Below are 18,829 nucleotides of genomic sequence, written 5' to 3'. Positions count from 1 at the left end.
CGGGCATCTGAGAGGGTGAGGCCGCGACCCTCTCGAACCGCTTGGCCGTGCCCGATGCGTCCGCCGTCGCACCCGAAGAACCAGCCGTTCCCAGCGAACTCCCAGCGAACACCCTGACACTGGGATCGTGGACACCCAGACAGCTGCGGCCCCCGAGGCTCGCCTGCTCGTCGTCGAGGACGAGCCGAACATCCGCGAGCTCCTCGCGACGTCACTCCGCTTCGCGGGCTTCGAGGTCGAGACGGCCGGTGACGGCACGACCGCCCTCGCCATGGCGGCGGAGTGCGAGCCCGACCTCGTCGTGCTCGACGTCATGCTCCCCGACGTCGACGGCTTCGAGGTGACCCGGCGCCTGCGCGACCGCGGCCGCCAGCAGCCGATCGTCTTCGTCACCGCGCGCGACGCGACGGGCGACAAGATCCAGGGCCTCACGGTGGGCGGCGACGACTACGTCACCAAGCCGTTCAGCCTCGAGGAGGTCATCGCCCGCATCCGGGCCGTGCTGCGCCGCACCCGGGGGCAGGCCGACGACGGCGCGACGCTGCGCTTCCACGACCTCGAGCTCAACGAGGACTCCCACGAGGTGCGCCGGGGCGGCCGGGTCATCGACCTGTCCCCCACCGAGTTCAAGCTGCTGCGCTACCTGCTGCTCAACCCCAACCGTGTTCTGTCGAAGCTGCAGATCCTCGACCACGTCTGGGACTACGACTTCCGCGGCGAGTCCGGCATCGTCGAGTCCTACATCTCCTACCTCCGGCGCAAGATCGACGCCGACGGCCCCTCGCTCATCCACACCAAGCGCGGCGTGGGTTACGTTCTCCGGGTGCCCCCAGAGCTGACCGCCTCCTGACGAGGTGCCCGACGTGACAGCCGCGGCGGCCCCGGCCGCCGATCCCGGCCACCGGTCCCTCTCGCGCCGCCTGCGCGCCGTCCCGCTGCGCTGGCGACTGCTCGGCGTCACCCTCGGCCTCATCGCCGTGGCCCTTGCCGTCACCTCCCTCGTGGTCAGCGCGCTGCTGCGTGCCTACCTCGTCAACCAGACGGAGCAGGAGCTCGACGTCTACGCCGCGAGCCTGGCGTCGGTCGAGCTGTCCGAGCTGCAGGCCACGGGCTCGCAGCTGCCCTCGAACTTCACCGCCAAGGTGCTCGACCTGTCGACCGGGGAGGTCACGAACCTCCGCGACGCCGTCCTCGTGGAGCCGGCGACGCCCGCCCTGCCCACGCCGAGCCTCACCGACACGAACATCCTCGAGCCGTCGACGTTCGAGGTCGGCTCCGCCACCGGTGAGGGCCGGTGGATCGCACACGCCAGGCTCAACGACGCGGGCACGGGCATCGTCGAGGTCGCGCTGCCCCTGCGGCCCCTCGAGTCCACCGTCAGCCAGTTCCTCTTCTATGCCGCCGGCATCGGCGCCATCGCCCTGCTGCTGACGGCACTCCTCGGCTGGTACCTCGTGCGCCGCACGTTCCGGCCCCTGACCCGCATCGAGGACACCGCCGCACAGATCGCCGTGGGCGACCTCACCCAGCGCGTCGACGTGCCCGACACCGACGACGAGGTCGCCTCCCTCTCCCGCTCCCTCAACGCGATGCTCGCCCGCATCGAGCAGAGCTTCGCCGTGCGGGACGCCAACGAGGAGAAGATGCGCCGCTTCATCGCCGACGCGTCGCACGAGCTGCGCACCCCCCTGGCCGCCGTCGGTGGCTACGCCGAGCTCTACCGCCAGGGCGCGCTGCCCACGTCCGACGCCGTCACCGGGGCGATGGGGCGCATCGAGTCCGAGGCGCACCGGATGAGCGGGCTCGTCGAGGACCTGCTGACCCTCGCCCGCCTCGACGGCGAGCGTCCCCTCGAGCTGCAGACCGTCGACCTCGCCGTCCTCGCGGCCGACGCGGCCCAGGACGCGCGCACCATCGCGCCGGGCCGGCACATCGTCGCGACCGGCATCAGCGGACCGATCGAGCCGACCGAGCTGCAGGCCGACGAGCGGCAGCTGCGGCAGGTCGTGACCAACCTCGTCACCAACGCGCGCGTGCACACACCCGACGGCACGCCCATCGAGATCCTCGTCGGACGGGTCGACGCCCAGCACGTCGCGCTCCACGTGCGGGACCACGGACACGGCATACCCGAGGACGCCCGCGCCGACGTCTTCGAGCGCTTCTACCGCGCGGACCGCAGCCGTAGCCGTGGCCAGGGCGGCGGCAACGGGCTCGGCCTGGCCATCGTCCAGGCGATCATCGAGGCGCACGGTGGCACCGTCCGGGTCGACGAGACCACCGGCGGTGGGGCCACGGTCGTCGTCGAGCTGCCGGTCGCCCGCGCCGCGAGTGAGCCACGTCACCATCGGTCGCCACAAGGCACAGCGGATTCCTAGGAACACCACAACGTCGTCCAAAGCTGGGTCGATGTCATGGAGACAACAGACCACAGCGAGGAGGAGCCATGACCCTGGCACCTGAGGACCACACCCAGCAGATCCCGCAGGGCAGCTACTACGGCCAGTCCGCACCACCCGCGCCGCCGGCTCCGCCGACGCCGCCCCTGGGTGAGGGAAGCCGCCCGGCTCCCAAGCGCGAGAGCCGCATCGGGCAGACGCTCGGCGTCGCGCTGCTAGCAGCCGTCCTCGCGAGCGGAGGCACGTATGCCGCCACGCAGCTCGGCGACCAGGGCACCCCCACCGCGACGACCACCGCGTCGACGACGAACCAGAACCAGGGGTCCTCCCCGACGGTCGTGCAGGGCAACGCCACCGCTCCCGACTGGACCGCCGTGTCCGCCGCCGTGACGCCGAGCGTCGTCAGCATCGACGTGACGACCCAGCAGGGCTCGGGCGCCGGCTCGGGGGTCGTCTTCGACAAGAGCGGCCACATCCTGACCAACAACCACGTCGTCGGCGACGCGACCGGCAACGGCGACATCACCGTGACGCTGAACGACGGGCGCACCTACGCCGCGACCATCGTCGGCACGGACCCCTCGACCGACCTGGCCGTCATCAAGCTCACCAACGGACCGAGCGACCTGACGCCGATCACCCTCGGGGACTCCGAGGCCCTCAAGGTCGGCGACCCGGCCATGGCCGTCGGCAACCCGCTCGGCCTGTCGGGCACCGTCACGACGGGCATCGTGTCGGCGCTCAACCGCCCGGTCAGCACCGGGACGTCGAGCGAGTCGCCCCTCGGTCAGCAGCAGGCGTCCGGTGACGAGGTCGTGACCAACGCCATCCAGACGTCGGCCGCGATCAACCCGGGCAACTCCGGTGGCGCCCTCGTCAACGCCAAGGGCGAGCTCATCGGCATCAACAGCTCGATCGCGTCCCTGGGCCAGAGCTCGAGCGGCAGCCAGAGCGGCAACATCGGCATCGGCTTCGCCATCCCGGTCAAGGAGGCCAAGTCGATCGCCGACCAGCTCATCAAGAGCGGCAAGGCCGAGCACGCCTTCCTCGGGGTCAGCACCCGCGACACGGTGGTCTCCGACGGCAGCGCCAAGCGGGCCGGGGCCCAGGTCGTCTCGGTCAACGGCGGGACGCCGGCGGCGAACGCCGGCATCAAGAACGGCGACGTCGTCATCGCCGTCGACGGTCAGCGCATCGACTCGGCGACGGCCCTCGTCGCCCAGATCCGTGAGATGACCGCCGGCGACAAGACCACGCTGACCGTGATCCGGGACGGCGCCCGCCAGGACGTCCCCGTGACGCTCGCCGTCAAGCCGGCCAGCTCGAACTGATCCCCTCCACTTCGCGCCGGGTCACGGACAGGGTGACGACACGCTGGACGTGACCCGGGCGAGGCCAACCTCCTCGAAGACGTATGCCGTCGGGCTCGCGCCCGTCCCCGCCACCACGCTCCCGGTGGCTCGGACGGTCGCCGGCCCGGCGGCATACGTCTTCTCCGGACCGGGACCGCGGATTGGGGACGGAGCGAGCCACCCGCGTACCCTTGCGCGGTGAGTGAGACCGAGAACGAGCTGGACCCCGCTGCCGTCGTGCACCTCGACCCCGAGGACGTCGCGACTGCCGTGCGGGTGCTCGCGCTGGCGCCCTCGCTCGAGATCGACGACCCGGACTTCGAGACCCTGAAGCGGGCCGCGTCGCTGATGTACAAGCGGCTCAAGAAGGACCGGCGCAACGCGAAGACGTGGGCCGAGCGCAAGGCCGACCGGCAGGTCATCGAGTCGACGGCCACCGGGTCGCCGATGCGGATCGACGACGAGACCAAGGGAATCCCCTTGGTGTCCAACGCGACCGGCGCGTTCGCCGGCGAGCTCATCAACCCGCGCGGGTGCTACATCTGCAAGAACGACTACACGCTCGTCGACGCCTTCTACCACTGGCTCTGCCCCGAGTGCGCGGCTCGCTCGCACGCCAAGCGCGACCAGCGCACCGACCTGACCGGCAAGCGGGCCCTGCTCACCGGCGGCCGGGCCAAGATCGGGATGTACATCGCGCTGCGCCTGCTCCGCGACGGCGCGCACACGACGATCACGACGCGCTTCCCCAAGGACGCGATGCGCCGCTTCTCCGCGATGGAGGACTCGGCCGACTGGATCCACCGGCTCAAGATCGTCGGCATCGACCTGCGCGACCCCACCCAGGTCGTCGCCCTCGCCGACGAGGTCACGGCGGCGGGCCCGCTCGACATACTCATCAACAACGCCGCCCAGACGGTGCGCCGCTCCCCCGGCGCCTACAGCAACCTCGTCGAGCTCGAGTCGGCGCCGCTGCCCGACGGTGTGGCCCTGCCCGAGATGGTGACCTTCGACCGGATCAGCGAGGCGCACCCGGCCGCGATCGCCGGGGCCCTCGGCACGCACGCCGTCGCGCACCACGACGGCGAGTCCGTCGAGCACGCCGTCGCCGCCCAGACGGCCGCCTCGATGACGGCCCTCGCCCTGACGGCCGGACACGCGAGCCTCGAGGCCCACCGCGCCGGCACCGCCGTCGACGCCGGCGGCCTGCTGCCCGACCTCCAGCGGACGAACTCGTGGACGCAGAAGGTCGAGGAGGTCGACCCCCTCGAGCTGCTCGAGGTGCAGCTGTGCAACTCGACCGCGCCCTTCATCCTCGTCTCGCGGCTGCGCCCTGCGATGCGGGCCGCGGTCGCGGGTGGTGCGCGGAGGGCGTACGTCGTAAACGTGTCCGCGATGGAGGGCCAGTTCTCCCGCCGCTACAAGGGTCCCGGCCACCCGCACACGAACATGGCCAAGGCCGCGCTCAACATGATGACCCGCACGAGCGCAGGCGAGATGTTCGAGACCGACCGCATCCTCATGACGGCCGTCGACACCGGCTGGATCACCGACGAGCGCCCGCACGACGAGAAGCTGCGCATCGCCGCCGAGGGCTGGCACGCCCCGCTCGACCTCGTCGACGGCGCCGCCCGCGTCTACGACCCGATCGTGCGCGGCGAGGCCGGCGAGGACCTCTACGGCTGCTTCGTCAAGGACTACGAGCCCAGCCCCTGGTGACGCCGGGGACAACAGCCCCGCGATCGCGGTGGTGTGCCGGCGCCTGGTGCCGGGAGTCCACGGCGGAGTGACAGGGCGACCTCGTCGTGCCCGGCCCACACATGCGACAGTCGGGCACCGCGGGCAAGGGGTATGCCGTCCGGCCCCTCGTCGGCGTAGCGTCCCGTCCATGATCACTGCCGTCCACAACCTCGTGTACTCCGACGACGCACCGGCGACGCGCGCCTTCTTCCGCGACGTGCTCCAGTGGCCGTGCGTCACCGACGAGCCCGGCTCGGACGTCTCGGACGACGCCGCGTGGCTCATCTTCGGGAGCGGGCCGAGCGAGCTCGGGGTGCACCCGACGCGCGGTCCGCAGGGGTCGTCGTGGTCGGCGCCGCGGCACCATGCGATCTCGCTCATCTGCGACGACCTGCGGGTCACGATGGACGAGCTCATCGCTCGCGGAGCGGTGTTCACGACCGACCCCACCGACCACGGCTACGGCCTCGTCGTCATGATGGCGGTCCCGGGAGCCGACGAGATCCAGCTCTACGAGCCGCGCCACACGACCGCGTACGACCTGACCTGAAGGCCCGTTCGTGGAGATCCTTCGGCACCCGGTGCCAGAGGATCTCCACGAACCAGCGGTCAACGGAGAGTCTTGGCGTACCAGACCTCGGCGTAGTCGCCGACGTTGAACGCCGGCACCTCGACGTAGCCCTGCCGGAGATAGAGCGCGCGGGCCTCGACGAGGTCGAGACGGGTGTCGAGGCGGACCCTCGTGGCACCGAGGTCGCGAGCGGCCTCCTCCGCCGCCGCGAGCAGGGCCGCCGCGAGGCCGGTCCCGCGCGCGTCCGGCCGGACGAACATCCGCTTGAGCTCCGCGACGTCGGACCGGTCCGGGACGAGGCGCACACCGACGCAGCCGACGAGCCGCGCCCCCGACCGCGCGACGATGAAGGCACCCGTCGGCGGGGCGAGGTCGTCGCTCGGCATCTCGGCGAGGCTCTGCTCGATCTCCTCGGGCGTCGAGTCGCGGTCCTCGTGCAGCCGGAACCAGCGGTCGCTGACGTCGACGAGGTAGTCACGCAGCAGGACGGCTGACTCCGCCGACGTGACGTCGGTCCGTTCGACGACCCACCCGCCCCGGGACGCCGGGCTCACCGCTCGGCGGGACCCGTGACAGCGACGCCGTCGGCGATGACCTCGGTCATGAACGCGATGAGGTCACGGCGGCGCCGGTCGGGGTCGGCGGCATACGTCGACGGGTCGTCAGGACGCTCCCGCACCCGCAGGCCCTCGTCGACGATCTCGCGATGGTGCGGATAGGCCTCCCGCGCCCAACGGCCCGCCCCGGACTTCGACGTCGGTCGTCCCGTCACGAGCAGGTGAACGAGCCGCGGCGCGCCGAGGGCACCCCACTCGGCGGCCTGGGGCAACGAGGCCTCCCGCGGGTGGTGCTCCATCGCCTCGAGCTGTGAACGCCAGAACGTGTCGAGGTTCTCCCGAGTCGACCGGTGCAGCGCGGCGTCGTCGCTCCAGATCGTCAGGTCGCGAAGGTCCTTGCCGCGCAGGGTGATCCCGTGGTCGCGCAGCTCTCGCCACGTGATGTGCTTGATGTCGCAGTGCGTGCCGACGTCGAACCACTGGTGCAGGACGCCGGGCCCGTCGGGCACGACGTCGGGACTGCCGGCGAGGTCGTCGGCCGTGACGTAGAAGCCGTCGTGATGCGGCTCCGGCCACCTCTTGTCGATCTCGGCGTGGATCCCGCGCAGCGCGTCCGTCTCGGCCTCCGTGGGACGGCGAGACGTGACGGCGACGAAGTCGATGTCGCTGCCGCCGTGGAACTCCCCGCCGAAACCGAGCGACCCGTGCAGGTAGAGACCCTCGAGCAGCCCCGGCACGCGCTCGTCGAGCAGCGCGAGGTGCGAGCCGCACACGTCGCGGACGACGTCCGGGAGCTCGTCGCGGGTCGGGGCGCCCACCACCGTCAGACGGCAGCGCCGAACGTCGCCCGCGAGGCGAGGGCCTCGCGCAGCTCGGCGTCGGCGTCGACGAGGGAGCGGTGGACCGCCGGAGTGAGGTCGTCGCGCGAGATGGCCTCGGCGCTGAGCCGTGCCGTCTCGTCGTCGAAGACCCGCGGGAACGCAACGAGCACGACCCGCGACAGGGCGTCCTCCCCCACCCAGGCCGACATCGCCGGGACGTCGGTGAAGTAGCGCGGGACGTAGTCGGCGACGAGGGCGTCGTCGGGCGCGACCCAGAAGCCGCGCGCGAGGTGGACCATCTCGTAGTTGGACCGGCCCTGGCGTCCGGTCAGCTGCTCCCACGCCCATGCCTTGGCCTCCGCGTCGGGCAGGCTGGCCCGGCACATGAGCGCGTTGAGCCCGCCCTGCAGGGTGTCGTCCTTGCCGCGGAAGCCCTCGACCTCCGCGACCCCGATGAGCCCGCGCGCCGCGAGGTTGCGCACGACGATCCAGCGGAAGTCTCCGTCGTCCTCGAGCCCGGCCGGCAGACCCTGCCCGTCGGCCCACGCGCGCAGCAGCGCCTCGTCGTCGCTCGTGCCGGCGACGAGACGGGCCGCGGCCAGCGACTCGGTCGTCCCGGCCGTGGCCCGCTCGAGCAGCCCCACGCCGGCCCGGTTGAGACGGGCCATGGCCGCCTCCTGCGAGGCGCGCGGCACGAAGTACGGGACGATCCGGTGCTCGGCGTAGCCGGCGACACGGGTCAGGATCGAGGAGTTCGTCTCGAGCGGCCACACGACGTCGAAGACGTCGAGGAAGGCCTCGGGCGACACCGTCGCGCCGTGGACGCCGTCGATGAGCGACGACCACACGACGGCGCGCGCCTGCTCGTCGGGGATCTGCCCGAGCTGGGAGGGCAGCGCGGCCACCGTGGCGTCGGACAGGCGTACGCGCGCCCACGTCAGGTCGGACGCGTTGGGCACGACGACGGCGGGTTCCGGGGTCCCCTCGAGCTCGGCGAGGGTGGTCTCCGGCCCGGTGACGGTCACCCGGACCCGTCCGAGCTCGCGCCCGTCGGTCCAGCCCGCGACGTCGAAGGCGTGCGGGCGGTCGGCCGGGCGGTCAACGGGCGCCTCGCGCCGCACGACGGCGGACTCGACCACGCCGGCCTGCTCCTCGATGTCGACCGAGATCGTGTCGCGGTCGGCCGTGAGCAGCCAGGCCCGCGACCAGGCCTCGAGGTCCTTGCCGCTCGCCGTCTCGATCGCGGCGAGGAAGTCGGCGAGGGTGCCGTTGCCGTAGGACTTGTCGGTCAGGTAGGCACGGACTCCCGCGATGAACTGGTCGTCACCGACGTACGCGATGAGCTGGCGCAGCGTGGCCGCGCCCTTGGCGTACGAGATGCCGTCGAAGTTCTGCAGCGCGCTCTGCGCGTCGAGCGCCTCGACGCCCGCGACGGGGTGGGTCGACGGGGACCGCTCGGCGCCGTAGCCCCACACCTTGCGCACGATCGAGGAGTCGACCCACGCGTCGGTGTACTCGGTCGCGTCGACGAGGCAGCGGTGCGACATGTACTCGGCGAACGACTCGTTGAGCCAGAGGTCGTCCCACCACTTCATCGTCACGATGTCGCCGAACCACATGTGCGACATCTCGTGGCTGACGGTGTTGGCCCGCGACAGCAGCTCGTCGCGCGTCGCGGCCCCGCGGTAGAGGTACTGGTCGCGGAACGTCACGCAGCCGGGGTTCTCCATCGCACCGGCGTTGAACTCCGGCACGAAGACCTGGTGGTACTCCCCGAAGGGGTAGCGGATGCCGAAGAGCCCGTGGAAGTAGTCGAACGACCGCTTCGTCACGTCGAAGAGCTCGGCCGCGTGCCGCTCGAGCGGCTCACGCAGCGAGGCCCGCGCATGAAGGCCCAGGGGTATGCCGTCGTGCTCGTCGTGCACGGAGACGTACGGTCCGGCGCACACCGTCATGAAGTACGTCGCGAGCGGCTTCGTCGTGGCGAGCGTCCACGTGCCGGCGCCCGCCTGCGAGGCGGCGCCGTTGCCGGTGACCGTCCAGTCGAGGGGCGCGTGGACCGTGACGTCGTAGGGCGCCTTGAGGTCGGGCTGGTCGAAGCACGCGTAGACGCTGGGGGCGGCGTCGAGGAAGAGGTGGCCGTAGACGTAGTCGAGGTCGTCGGCGGGATCGGTGGCCCGGTGCAGCCCCTGGCCGTCGTGGCTGTAGGCCATCGTCGCGGCGACGACGAGCTCGTTGTCCGCGGCGAGGCCCGGCAGCGGGAGACGCCCGTCGACGACGCCGGCCGGGTCGAGCGGCTCGCCGTTGAGCGAGAGCGTCTCGACGGTGCGGGCCTTGAGGTCGATCCACGAGTCGGCGCCCGGCGTGGCGCACGTGAACCGGACGCTGGTGCGCGAGCCGAAGACCTCCGCCCCCTGGTCGAGGTCGAGCTCGACGGCATACGACGTGACGGTGATCAGCGAGGATCGCTCGCGGGCTTCGGCCAGGGTGAGACTGCGCATGGGGGCGAGCCTGCCAGATCGGCGGGCCCGCCGTCGCCCGGGTGGCCTCTCGTCGTGGACGCCCCACCCCGGTCAGCGGTGGAGCGGACCGCCGGCCATGCTCTCGAGACGCGCGATGCGCTGGTCCATCGGGGGGTGCGTCGAGAGGAACCGGGTGACGTCCTGCGCCCGGAAGGGGCTCGCGATCATCATGTGGCTGGCGTTGACGATGTCCTGGGAGGGAGCGAGCGGCGCGCGGGCGACGCCGGACTCGAGCTTGCGCAGTGCCGAGGCGAGGGCGAGCGGGTCACCCGTCAGCTTCGCGCCGTCCTCGTCGGCGTCGTACTCGCGGGTGCGGCTGATCGCCATCTGGATCATCATCGCGGCCATCGGTGCGAGAAGGCTCATCGCGAGCAGCGCGAGCGGGTTGGGACGGTCCTCGTCGGAGCCGCCGCCTCCGAAGATGCTCGAGAACATCAGCATCTGGCCGATCGAGGTGATGACACCGGCGACCGCGGCGGCGACCGAGCTGGTGAGGATGTCGCGGTTGTAGACGTGCATGAGCTCGTGACCGAGCACGCCCCGCAGCTCGCGCTCGTCGAGCAGGCCGAGGATGCCCTCGGTGCAGCAGACCGCGGCGTTCTGCGGGTTGCGGCCCGTCGCGAAGGCGTTCGGCGCCTGGGTCGGGCTGATGTAGAGGCGTGGCATCGGCTTGCCGGCGGCGGTCGAGAGCTCGCGCACGATGCGGTACATCGCCGGCGCCTGCGCCTCGGAGACCGGGTAGGCGTGCATGGCTCGGATCGCGAGCTTGTCGCTGTTCCAGTAGCCGTAGAACGTCATCGCGACGCCGATGAGGGCGAAGAACCAAATGAAGCGCCCGCCGCCGACGAGCGCGCCGATCCCGAGCAGGAGGGCCCAGATGCCGCCGAAGAGGGCGGCCGTCTTGAGCCCGTTGAAGTGGTTGTGCATGTCGGGTGAACGACCGACCCGCAACGCGTGTTCCCACTGGGAGCGGGCTGGGAGAGCGCTGGGAGCAGCCTCGGCGATCTCTGTGACCCAGATCTCCCGCCGACATCGTTGAACGGGCAGCTTATCTACTACATGCGGTAGTAGTTTTGCGGTGTTGGGGAACCCGACATCCCATCCGATGAAAGAAGCACATGATGCGCAAGACTCTCGACCGGCTGATCTCGTGGACGGGCCTCATCATGGCCGTCGTCCTGGCGGTGGCCGGTGCTCTCCTGATCTACGCGAGCAGCTTCGTCGCCAGCAACGTCAAGGAGCAGCTGAGCCAGCAGAACATCACGATGCCGGCAGCCGCCGCGCTCGAGACCCAGGACCAGAAGGACGCCCTGCTGCAGTACGCCGGCCAGAAGATGGAGAACGGCGCCCAGGCCAAGGCCTTCGCCGACCACTACATCCTCGTGCACATGAACACGCAGTCCAACAACAAGACCTACTCCGAGGTCTCGGGCGAGTACCTCAAGGCCGTCAAGGACCCCGACGCCGACCCCGAGACGGTCCAGGCCCTCGGCGACCTGCGCCAGAGCCTCTTCATGGGCAACACCCTGCGGGGCCTCCTGCTCAACGCGTACGCCTTCGGCACCATGGGCACGATCGCGCTGTATGCCGGTATCGCAGCCCTGCTCGCAGCCGCTCTGCTGCTCGTGCTCTCACTGCTCGGCCTGCGCCACGCCAAGACCGCCGACGACGAGGCCGTCGCCGCCGGTGCTGCTCCGCAGCCGGCCCTCACCACCTGACCGGTGCGGACGGTCGCACCGTGCTCGACCGCTGACGGCCCCGAGGCCTCCTTCGCCTCGGGGCCGTCAGCGCGTGCCGGGTCGCGTCAGCCGAGGAGACGCAGGAGCAGGTCGGGCTGGACGCTGACGACGACGAGCACGGCGGACGCGAGGACGAGCCCGGCGACCATGACCGGGCGTCGTCGCCCGACGGAGGCCGGTGCGGGGGCAGCGGCCTCGGACGTCGGCGCACCCGAGACGCTGTCGGGAGCCACCTCGGGGGCGGTGATCACGGCGCGCAGCCAGCGCAGGTAGACGGCGACCCCGATCACGGCGTTGACCGCGGCGACGACCGCGAGCCAGACCCAGCCCTCGGCGACGACCGGTCGCAGGGCCGTGATCTTGCCGACGAGGCCGATGACGCCGGGCGGGAGCCCCGCGAGCGACGTCAGCGCCAGGGCCAGCGCGCCGGCGCGCCACGGGCTGCGCTGCCACAGTCCCTCGTAGGCGGCGATGGAGCGGCCCGCGCCGGGTCGGTCGCGCACGGTGACCGCGACGACGGCGAAGGCCACGAGGGTCGCGACGACGTAGGTGAGCAGGTAGGTCGCGCTGGCGCCGACCCCGAGGGCCGAGATGCTGACGAGCGGCAGCACGACCCACCCCGCCTGCGCGACCGTCGACCACGCGAGCAGGCGCACGACGTCGTCCTGGCGCAGGGCCATGACGTTGCCGAGCGTCATGCTGAGCGAGGCGAGCAGCGCGATGGACAGCAGGGCAGGCGTCCCGAGCGCGGCGACCGCCCGGAGCACGACGAGCAGCGCCGCGAGCGCCGCGATCTTGGAGACCGTCGCGAGGAAGGTCGCCACGGGCACCGACGAGCCGGCGTATGCCGTGGGCGTCCACGCGTGGAAGGGCACGAGCGAGAGCTTGAAGCCGACGCCGGCGACGACGAGGACCGTGGCCAGCGCGACGACCCCGCCCGAGACCGACGGGAAGACGACGGCCGTCGCTGCACCCGAACCGGCCGAGAAGGCACCTCCCGACGCGAGCGCGGCGTCCGGGGTCAGGAACGGGCTCCCGGTCGCGGCGAACCACAGCGCGACGCCGAGCACGAGCAGCGCGAAGGACACGAGGGACGTCACGAGCAGCTGCGTGGCGCCCGCCACGGCCGACCGACGGCCGGAGAGGGCGACGAGCGCGATGACGGGGAGGGTCGCGAGCTCGAGCGCGATGAGCCACGTGCCGACGTCGCGGCTGGCCGCCACGACGACGGTGCCGGCCAGGGCGGCGAGCAGGAGCACGGCCTCGACCGGCTCCCGGGTGCTGTCGGCCGGACGCCGTCGCCGCGTGCGGGGCCAGGCCAGAGCGATGCAGACGACCGCCGAGACGGCGGCCGCGAGCTGGAGGGTGCTGCCGAGCGCGTCGGCCTGCCACAGGCAGACCTGCGGCAGCCCGTCGACCGTGGGCGCCGCCGCGCTCGCGGCGGTCCGCCCGGTCAGGCAGAACGTCTCGCGGGTCGACCCGCCGCCGAGCGCGAGCCCCGGCACGGTGGCCACGGCGGACCCGATCGCGGCGAGACCGGCGATGGCGTAGGGCACCCGGCGCAGGCGCGGCGCGACGAGGTCGGCGACGAGCACGAGCACGAGGCCGGCGACCGGCACGATCGTCGGCAGGAGCACGGCGTAGTCGATGGCGAGGCCCTTCACGGCGACACCCCCAGGCCGGAGAGCAGGCCCGACGTCGCGGCGTCCGAGAGGCCGAGCAGCAGGTGCGGGAGCACCCCGAGCGTGACGATGACGACGACAAGGGTCACGGCGACGGCCCAGCGGGCGCCACGGGCGTCCGCCACCGGCTCGGCAGCCGGCCCCTGCGCCGCGTCGCTGCCCTCGCCCGCCCACACGATCCGGGCGACCCGGAGCGCGTAGGCCGCCGCGAGCGCGAGGCCCACGGCACCGAGCACGACGCAGACGCGCAGGAGCGCGACGGGCCGGTCGGGAGCGGGCGACCACGCGGCATACAGCGCGAGGAACTCACCCCAGAAGCTGACGAGGCCGGGCAGCCCGAGCGCGGCCGCCAGGCCGACGACGAGTGCCAGGCCGAAGCGAGGCGCCTTGTCGCGCAGGGCGGCCCGGGCGACGTGCAGGTCGGACGATCCCCACTGCTCCTTGAGGTCGCCGACGACGAAGAAGAGCAGGGCCGCGACGACTCCGTGCGCGATGTTGCCGAAGAGCGCCGCCTGCAGGCCGGTCTCGCTGCCCGACGCGATGGCGAGGGCGACGAAGCCCATGTGCGCGACGGAGCTGTAGGCGATGAGGCGCTTGAGGTCGCGCTCGACGAGGCAGGCCAGGCCTCCCCAGAGGATCCCGACGACGCCGAGGACCGCGAGGACCGGGCTCAGCTGGGCGACTCCCTCGGGCACGGTGCCGACGGCGAGCCGGACGATGCCGTAGGTCCCCATCTTGAGCAGCACCGCGGCGAGGAGCACCGACCCGGCGGTGGGGGCGATGGTGTGCGCCGACGGCAGCCACGTGTGCAGCGGCCACAGCGGCACCTTGATGCCGAGCCCGAGCAGCAGGATCGCGGCGATCGCGACCTGGAGCGGACGGGAGAGGCCCGCGCCGTGACGGTCGGCGAGAACGGTGAGGTCGCTCGTCCCCTGGTGGTGGACGAGGAAGAGGATGCCGACGAGCATCAGCGTCGAGCCGAGCACCGTGAAGAGGACGAAACGGCCCGCGGCGTCGGCGCGCGTCTCGTCGGGCACGTGGTCGTCACCGAAGCGCCGCACGAGCACCCACATCGGGACGAGCACGACCTCGAAGGCGATGAAGAAGAGGATCGCGTCGCGCGCCATGAAGGTCGCGAGCGCACCGGCCTCGACGAGCAGGATGCAGCCGAGGAAGGTCGAGCCGGTGCCCCCCTTGGGGATCGGCCCGGACAACGCGTGCGCGACGACGGCGACGGTGAGCAGGGCCGTGAGGAGCACGAGCGCCGCCGAGATGCCGTCGACGCCGAAGTGCCAGCGCACACCGAGCGAACGGATCCACGGCACGTCGACCTCGTGGCGGCCCCAGACGACGATGACGGCGAGCACCGCCGTCACGACGGTGGACCCGAGCGCGATGCCGCGCTCGACCGTCGACTCGCCCGGAGTCGCGATGAGGGCGATCGCCGCGAGCAGCGGCAGCAGGAGCATGAGGGTCAGCGCCACGCGGCCACCCCCAGGACGGCGACGACCACGACGCCGACGAGCAGGCTGAGCAGCGAGAGCGAGGGCACCGCGCGGTGGCCGCGCTCCCCCGCCCGGCCGGCGGCGCGGGCGACCACGGCCGTCGCGCGCGGGTAGGCGTCGACGACGTCGCGGTCGAGCGCCACGACGAGCCGCGCGACCGCGGTGACCGCTCGGCCGACGCCGACGTATGCCGTGTCGACGCCGAAGCCACGCACCGCGGGCTCGCGGACGCGGCCGGGGACACGGTCGGCGACGTCGAGCCGGCCGCGGTCGCTGAGGGACCACACGGCATACGCGGCGCCGGCGACGAGCAGCACGGACAGGAGCGCACTGAGGAGCCCGACGTGCACGCCGCCGCGGAGGCTGACGAGGAAGAGGGTGCCGACGACGGTGAGGGCGGCGAGCCCGGACACGACGAGCGCGGCCGGGAGCGTGATCGGTGCGTGGCCGTGGGCGTGGACCCGCTCGACCTCGGCATCGTCGGCGCTGTCGGTGGTGGTCACGACGGCGACGTCCTCCTCGGCGACGACGGCGGGGCCTGGGTCGGGCAGGCCCCTCGTCGCGGCGACCGGGGTGTCGAGCAGCAGCCAGGCCCGGGTGCAGTAGGCGGCCGTGAGCACGACGGTGACGAAGAGGGCCACGACGACGAGCCACGCGCGGAAGCCGCCACCGCCCGCCACGCCCTCGAGCGCCGCGTCGATGACGGTGTCCTTGGTGAAGAAGCCGATGAGCGGCGGCACCCCGGCCAGGGCGGCGAGGCCGATCCCCATCGACCAGCGCAGCGCACCGGTCGGGCGCAGTCGGCCGCGCAGGGCGGCGACGGCCGTGGCGCCGGCGAGCACCGAGAGCCAACCGGCCCCGAGGAAGAGCAGCGACTTGAAGAACGCGTGGCCGACGAGGTGCGCGATGCCGGCGCCGGGCCCGAGCTCGGCCGGTGCCGCGGCGAGGGCCGAGAGCATGATCGCGATCTGGCTCAGGGTCGAGTAGGCGAGCATCCGCTTGAGGTCGGTCTGCACGAGCGCGAGCAGCGCGGCGTAGACCATGGTCACCGCGGCCAGGACGGCGAGCAGCGTGCGCGCACCGTCGTGCCCGGCGTAGAGGCTGAAGAGGCGCGCGATGACGTAGGTGCCGGCCGCGACCATCGTCGCCGCGTGGATGAGGGCCGACGCCGGGGTCGGGCCCTCCATCGCGTCGGGGAGCCAGTCGTGGAACGGGACGAGGCCAGACTTGCCGGCGACGCCGATGACGACGCCGACGAGCCCGATCGTGAGCAACGTGCCGTCACCGGTGGCTGTGAGCACCGCCATGAGGTCGGTGGACCGGGCCCGCACCGAGAGCGCGACGATGCCGACGACCATGGCGATGTCGGCGACCCGGGTGACGATGAAGGCCTTGTAGGCCGCTCGCCTCGCCGCCGCGCGCTCGCTGTCGTGGCCGATGAGCAGCCACGAGCACCAGCCCATGACCTCCCAGCCGACGAGCATCAGGACGAGGTCGCCCGACTGGACGAGGAGCAGCATGCCGGCCGCGAAGAGCGAGACGGTCGCGGCGAACTGGCCGTAGCGGGGGTCGTCGCGGAGGTACCACCCGGTGAAGACCTGGATGCCGAGCACGACGAGGGCGACGACGAACGCCACGAGGCCGGAGACGCGGTCGGAGAGCAGGTGCAGCGGCACCGAGAGGTCGCCGAGCGGCAGGCTGCCGATGGAGTCGATGTCGGCGGTGCGCGACGGCGTGATCCACTGGATGAGTCCGAGCAGCGCGACGTAGGCCGACACCGCGACGGCGACGGCTGCTGCGAGGCCGCGCTGGCGCCGGGCGAGCAGCCCGACGAGGGCCGCCAGCGCCGGGAGCACGACGATCATCCGCACGATCCAGCTCATGCTGCGCCCTCCCCCGCTGCCGTCGCCGGCTCACGTCGGGTCTCCGCGTCCCGGGCGTCGTCCCGGCTGTCCCGGCTGCCCCGGTCTCTGTGCCGGCCGTCCCGGTCGTCGGCCAGCTCGTCGGGCTCGTCCGGCTCGTCGGGCCCGTCGTCGCTGAGGTCGGGGACCGCCGTGAGGTCGATGTGCCCCGTGCGGCGGAACATCACGAGGATGATCGCGAGCGCCACGGTGATCTCGGCCGCGGCGATCGTGATGACGAAGAGGGTGAGGACGGGACCGGCCGAGAGGGGTGCGCCGGGGCGCGACCCGGCCGTGACGAGCAGCAGGTTGGCGGCGTTGAGGATCAGCTCGACCCCGATGAGCACGAGGACGGCGTTGCGGCGCGCGAGGACGCCGTAGACACCGATGCCGGCCAGCAGCGCCGCGAGGGCGGCGGGCAGCGAGAGGTGGATCATCCGCGGCCGCCCTCCTGCGCGCCCGTCGTGACGGGGCTCTGCCGCCGGACGCCGTCGCCACGGACGCCGTCGCCACGGTCGCCGGCGTCGCGGTGCAGGACGAGACGCGACACGGCGAAGGCGCCGATGAGCGCGACGAGGAGCAGCACCGAGAGCAGCTCGAAGGGCCAGACCCACGTGCCGAAGACGGCCTGCGCCACCTGGGGCGTGGTCGTCGTCGGGGTGTCGAGGTCGACGCTCGCTCCGGAGAAGAGCGGGAGCAGCAACGATGCGAGCAGCGCCGTCGTCGCGGCGCCGAGGAGGGCGCCGGCCAGGCGCTGCCACCACGGGGTGTCGATCTCGGCGTGGGGGCCGATCGGCGCGCGGGTCAGCATGAGCGCGAAGAGGACGAGCACGACGATGGCGCCGACGTAGACGAGCAGCTGGACGAGTCCGACGAGCTCCTGCCCGAGCACGAGGTAGGCGCCGGCCAGCGAACCGAGGGAGACGAGGAGCCACAGCGCCGCGTGCACGACCTGCTTCGTCGTGACCGACAGCAGCGCTGACAGAGCCGTCACGGCGCCGACCGCGGTGAAGACGATGTCGCGGGTCGTCACTCGCTCCCCTCCTCGTCGGTCGACACCGTCGGCATGACCTGCGTCGAGTCCCCTTGTGCGGCAGCACGGTCCGCAGCCTGCTCGGCCTCGGCGCCGTCGGCGGGCGGGAGGACGGAGGTCTCCTCCGCGGCGGGCAGGCTCGCGGTGCGCTCGGCCGCCGGCAGCGGGGCCGTGCGCTCGGCCGAGGGCTGGGCGGCCGGCTCGACCGCGGGCATCACCCGCGTCTGCTCGGCCGAGAGCTGGGCGGCCGGCTCGACCGCGGGCATGACCCGCGTCTGCTCGACCGCGGGCTGGGCGGGCGCGGGCTGGGCGGGCGCGGGCTGGGCGGGCGCGGCGGACGGCGGCGTCGTGGTCTCGCGGCGCACCCGCGTCGGGCGGGCGGCGGCCCCGGCCCCACGCGTACCACCAGCGGCGCCTCCCGCGGACCCGCGGGCCGGCTTCGCCGCGGCCGTGACCTCGGCGGGGTCGGCGCTGCCGGGGTCGAGGGCCGGCGGCGCCGGGACGGTGGCCATCCACGCGCCGAGGCGGTCCTTCTCGTGGAGCAGGTCGCGGATGTCGGTCTCGGCGTACTCGAACTCCGGGCTCCAGTGCAGCGCGTCGAACGGGCAGACCTCGATGCAGATGCCGCAGTACATGCACAGCGAGAAGTCGATGGCGAAGCGGTCGAGCACGTTGCGCTGGCGGGCGCGGCCGCCCGGCGTCGTCGGGGGCAGCTCCTCCTTGTGCGAGTCGATGTAGATGCACCAGTCGGGGCACTCGCGCGCGCAGAGCATGCACGAGGTGCAGTTCTCCTCGGTGAGCGCGATGACCCCGCGTGACCGGGGTGGGAGCGCGGGCGAGACGTCGGGGTACTCGGCCGTGTGCGTGTGCCGGGTCAGCGACTTCGCCGTCGTCGCGAGCCCCTTGACGAGCCCCGGGATGATGCCGTCAGCCATGTCCGCTCACCTCCTCTTCCACCGTCGAAAGGCCACAATCTGTGCTCCACCGTCCCCGTGCTTGCACCGTCG

At 72.5% G+C, this 18,829-nt stretch carries 16 protein-coding genes; 6 read left to right on the top strand and 10 right to left on the bottom strand.

Annotation, left to right across the window (positions count from 1 at the left end; genetic code table 11):
* The first annotated feature begins 127 nt into the window (after window positions 1–127).
* The 5 genes from ACSSS0_RS15675 (at window position 128) to ACSSS0_RS15655 (ending at window position 6,041) form a co-directional block, all read left to right on the top strand.
* The gene (locus ACSSS0_RS15675; RefSeq protein ID WP_487228714.1) at window positions 128–850 is read left to right on the top strand and encodes a response regulator transcription factor; all 723 of its coding nucleotides are present in this window, start codon (window positions 128–130) and stop codon (window positions 848–850) included.
* A 13-nt stretch (window positions 851–863) separates the two neighbouring features.
* The gene (locus tag ACSSS0_RS15670; RefSeq protein WP_487228713.1) at window positions 864–2,378 is read left to right on the top strand and encodes a sensor histidine kinase; all 1,515 of its coding nucleotides are present in this window, start codon (window positions 864–866) and stop codon (window positions 2,376–2,378) included.
* Between the two features lie 68 nt (window positions 2,379–2,446).
* Window positions 2,447–3,730, top strand: a complete 1,284-nt coding sequence (locus ACSSS0_RS15665; RefSeq protein ID WP_487228712.1) for a S1C family serine protease — start codon at window positions 2,447–2,449, stop codon at window positions 3,728–3,730.
* A 219-nt stretch (window positions 3,731–3,949) separates the two neighbouring features.
* The gene (locus tag ACSSS0_RS15660) at window positions 3,950–5,470 is read left to right on the top strand and encodes an SDR family NAD(P)-dependent oxidoreductase (protein WP_487228711.1); all 1,521 of its coding nucleotides are present in this window, start codon (window positions 3,950–3,952) and stop codon (window positions 5,468–5,470) included.
* Window positions 5,471–5,639: 169 nt separating this feature from the next.
* A complete protein-coding gene (locus ACSSS0_RS15655; RefSeq protein WP_487228710.1) occupies window positions 5,640–6,041 on the top strand; it encodes a VOC family protein in 402 nt (133 codons plus the stop codon).
* A 59-nt stretch (window positions 6,042–6,100) separates the two neighbouring features.
* Here ACSSS0_RS15655 and ACSSS0_RS15650 read toward each other — a convergent pair whose 3' ends face one another.
* The 4 genes from ACSSS0_RS15650 to htpX form a co-directional block, all read right to left on the bottom strand.
* Window positions 6,101–6,616: a GNAT family N-acetyltransferase gene (locus ACSSS0_RS15650; protein ID WP_487228709.1), complete on the bottom strand. Its 516-nt coding sequence runs from the start codon at window positions 6,614–6,616 to the stop codon at window positions 6,101–6,103.
* Window positions 6,613–7,437, bottom strand: a complete 825-nt coding sequence (locus tag ACSSS0_RS15645; protein ID WP_487228708.1) for a nucleotidyltransferase family protein — start codon at window positions 7,435–7,437, stop codon at window positions 6,613–6,615. Before ACSSS0_RS15645 ends, ACSSS0_RS15650 begins: the two co-directional genes overlap by 4 nt.
* 5 nt (window positions 7,438–7,442) lie before the next feature.
* Window positions 7,443–9,941, bottom strand: a complete 2,499-nt coding sequence (gene pepN / locus ACSSS0_RS15640; protein ID WP_487228707.1) for an aminopeptidase N — start codon at window positions 9,939–9,941, stop codon at window positions 7,443–7,445.
* Between the two features lie 72 nt (window positions 9,942–10,013).
* A complete protein-coding gene (htpX, locus tag ACSSS0_RS15635) occupies window positions 10,014–10,889 on the bottom strand; it encodes a zinc metalloprotease HtpX (protein ID WP_435987022.1) in 876 nt (291 codons plus the stop codon).
* Between the two features lie 194 nt (window positions 10,890–11,083).
* Here htpX and ACSSS0_RS15630 point away from each other — a divergent pair, with 194 nt between their 5' ends.
* Window positions 11,084–11,680: a hypothetical protein gene (locus ACSSS0_RS15630; protein ID WP_435987023.1), complete on the top strand. Its 597-nt coding sequence runs from the start codon at window positions 11,084–11,086 to the stop codon at window positions 11,678–11,680.
* 86 nt (window positions 11,681–11,766) lie between these two features.
* Here ACSSS0_RS15630 and ACSSS0_RS15625 read toward each other — a convergent pair whose 3' ends face one another.
* The 6 genes from ACSSS0_RS15625 to ACSSS0_RS15600 are packed head-to-tail and all read right to left on the bottom strand — an operon-like array spanning window position 11,767 to window position 18,757.
* Window positions 11,767–13,365: a proton-conducting transporter transmembrane domain-containing protein gene (locus ACSSS0_RS15625; protein WP_487228706.1), complete on the bottom strand. Its 1,599-nt coding sequence runs from the start codon at window positions 13,363–13,365 to the stop codon at window positions 11,767–11,769.
* Window positions 13,362–14,867 carry a complex I subunit 4 family protein gene (locus tag ACSSS0_RS15620; protein WP_487228705.1) on the bottom strand — a complete coding sequence of 502 codons (1,506 nt, stop codon included), beginning with the start codon at window positions 14,865–14,867 and terminating at the stop codon, window positions 13,362–13,364. The genes ACSSS0_RS15625 and ACSSS0_RS15620 overlap by 4 nt, the downstream gene beginning before the upstream one ends.
* Window positions 14,858–16,771, bottom strand: a complete 1,914-nt coding sequence (locus ACSSS0_RS15615) for an NADH-quinone oxidoreductase subunit 5 family protein (protein ID WP_487228704.1) — start codon at window positions 16,769–16,771, stop codon at window positions 14,858–14,860. Before ACSSS0_RS15615 ends, ACSSS0_RS15620 begins: the two co-directional genes overlap by 10 nt.
* On the bottom strand, window positions 16,768–17,226 hold the full coding sequence (gene nuoK / locus ACSSS0_RS15610) for an NADH-quinone oxidoreductase subunit NuoK (RefSeq protein ID WP_487228703.1): 459 nt from the start codon (window positions 17,224–17,226) through the stop codon (window positions 16,768–16,770). Before nuoK ends, ACSSS0_RS15615 begins: the two co-directional genes overlap by 4 nt.
* A complete protein-coding gene (locus ACSSS0_RS15605; protein ID WP_487228702.1) occupies window positions 17,223–17,822 on the bottom strand; it encodes an NADH-quinone oxidoreductase subunit J family protein in 600 nt (199 codons plus the stop codon). Before ACSSS0_RS15605 ends, nuoK begins: the two co-directional genes overlap by 4 nt.
* Window positions 17,819–18,757: a NuoI/complex I 23 kDa subunit family protein gene (locus ACSSS0_RS15600; RefSeq protein ID WP_487228701.1), complete on the bottom strand. Its 939-nt coding sequence runs from the start codon at window positions 18,755–18,757 to the stop codon at window positions 17,819–17,821. Before ACSSS0_RS15600 ends, ACSSS0_RS15605 begins: the two co-directional genes overlap by 4 nt.
* Window positions 18,758–18,829 lie beyond the last annotated feature (72 nt).

It is taken from the genome of Terrabacter sp. R4-6 (assembly GCF_057529065.1).
This window is presented reverse-complemented; position numbering and strand designations above follow the sequence as displayed.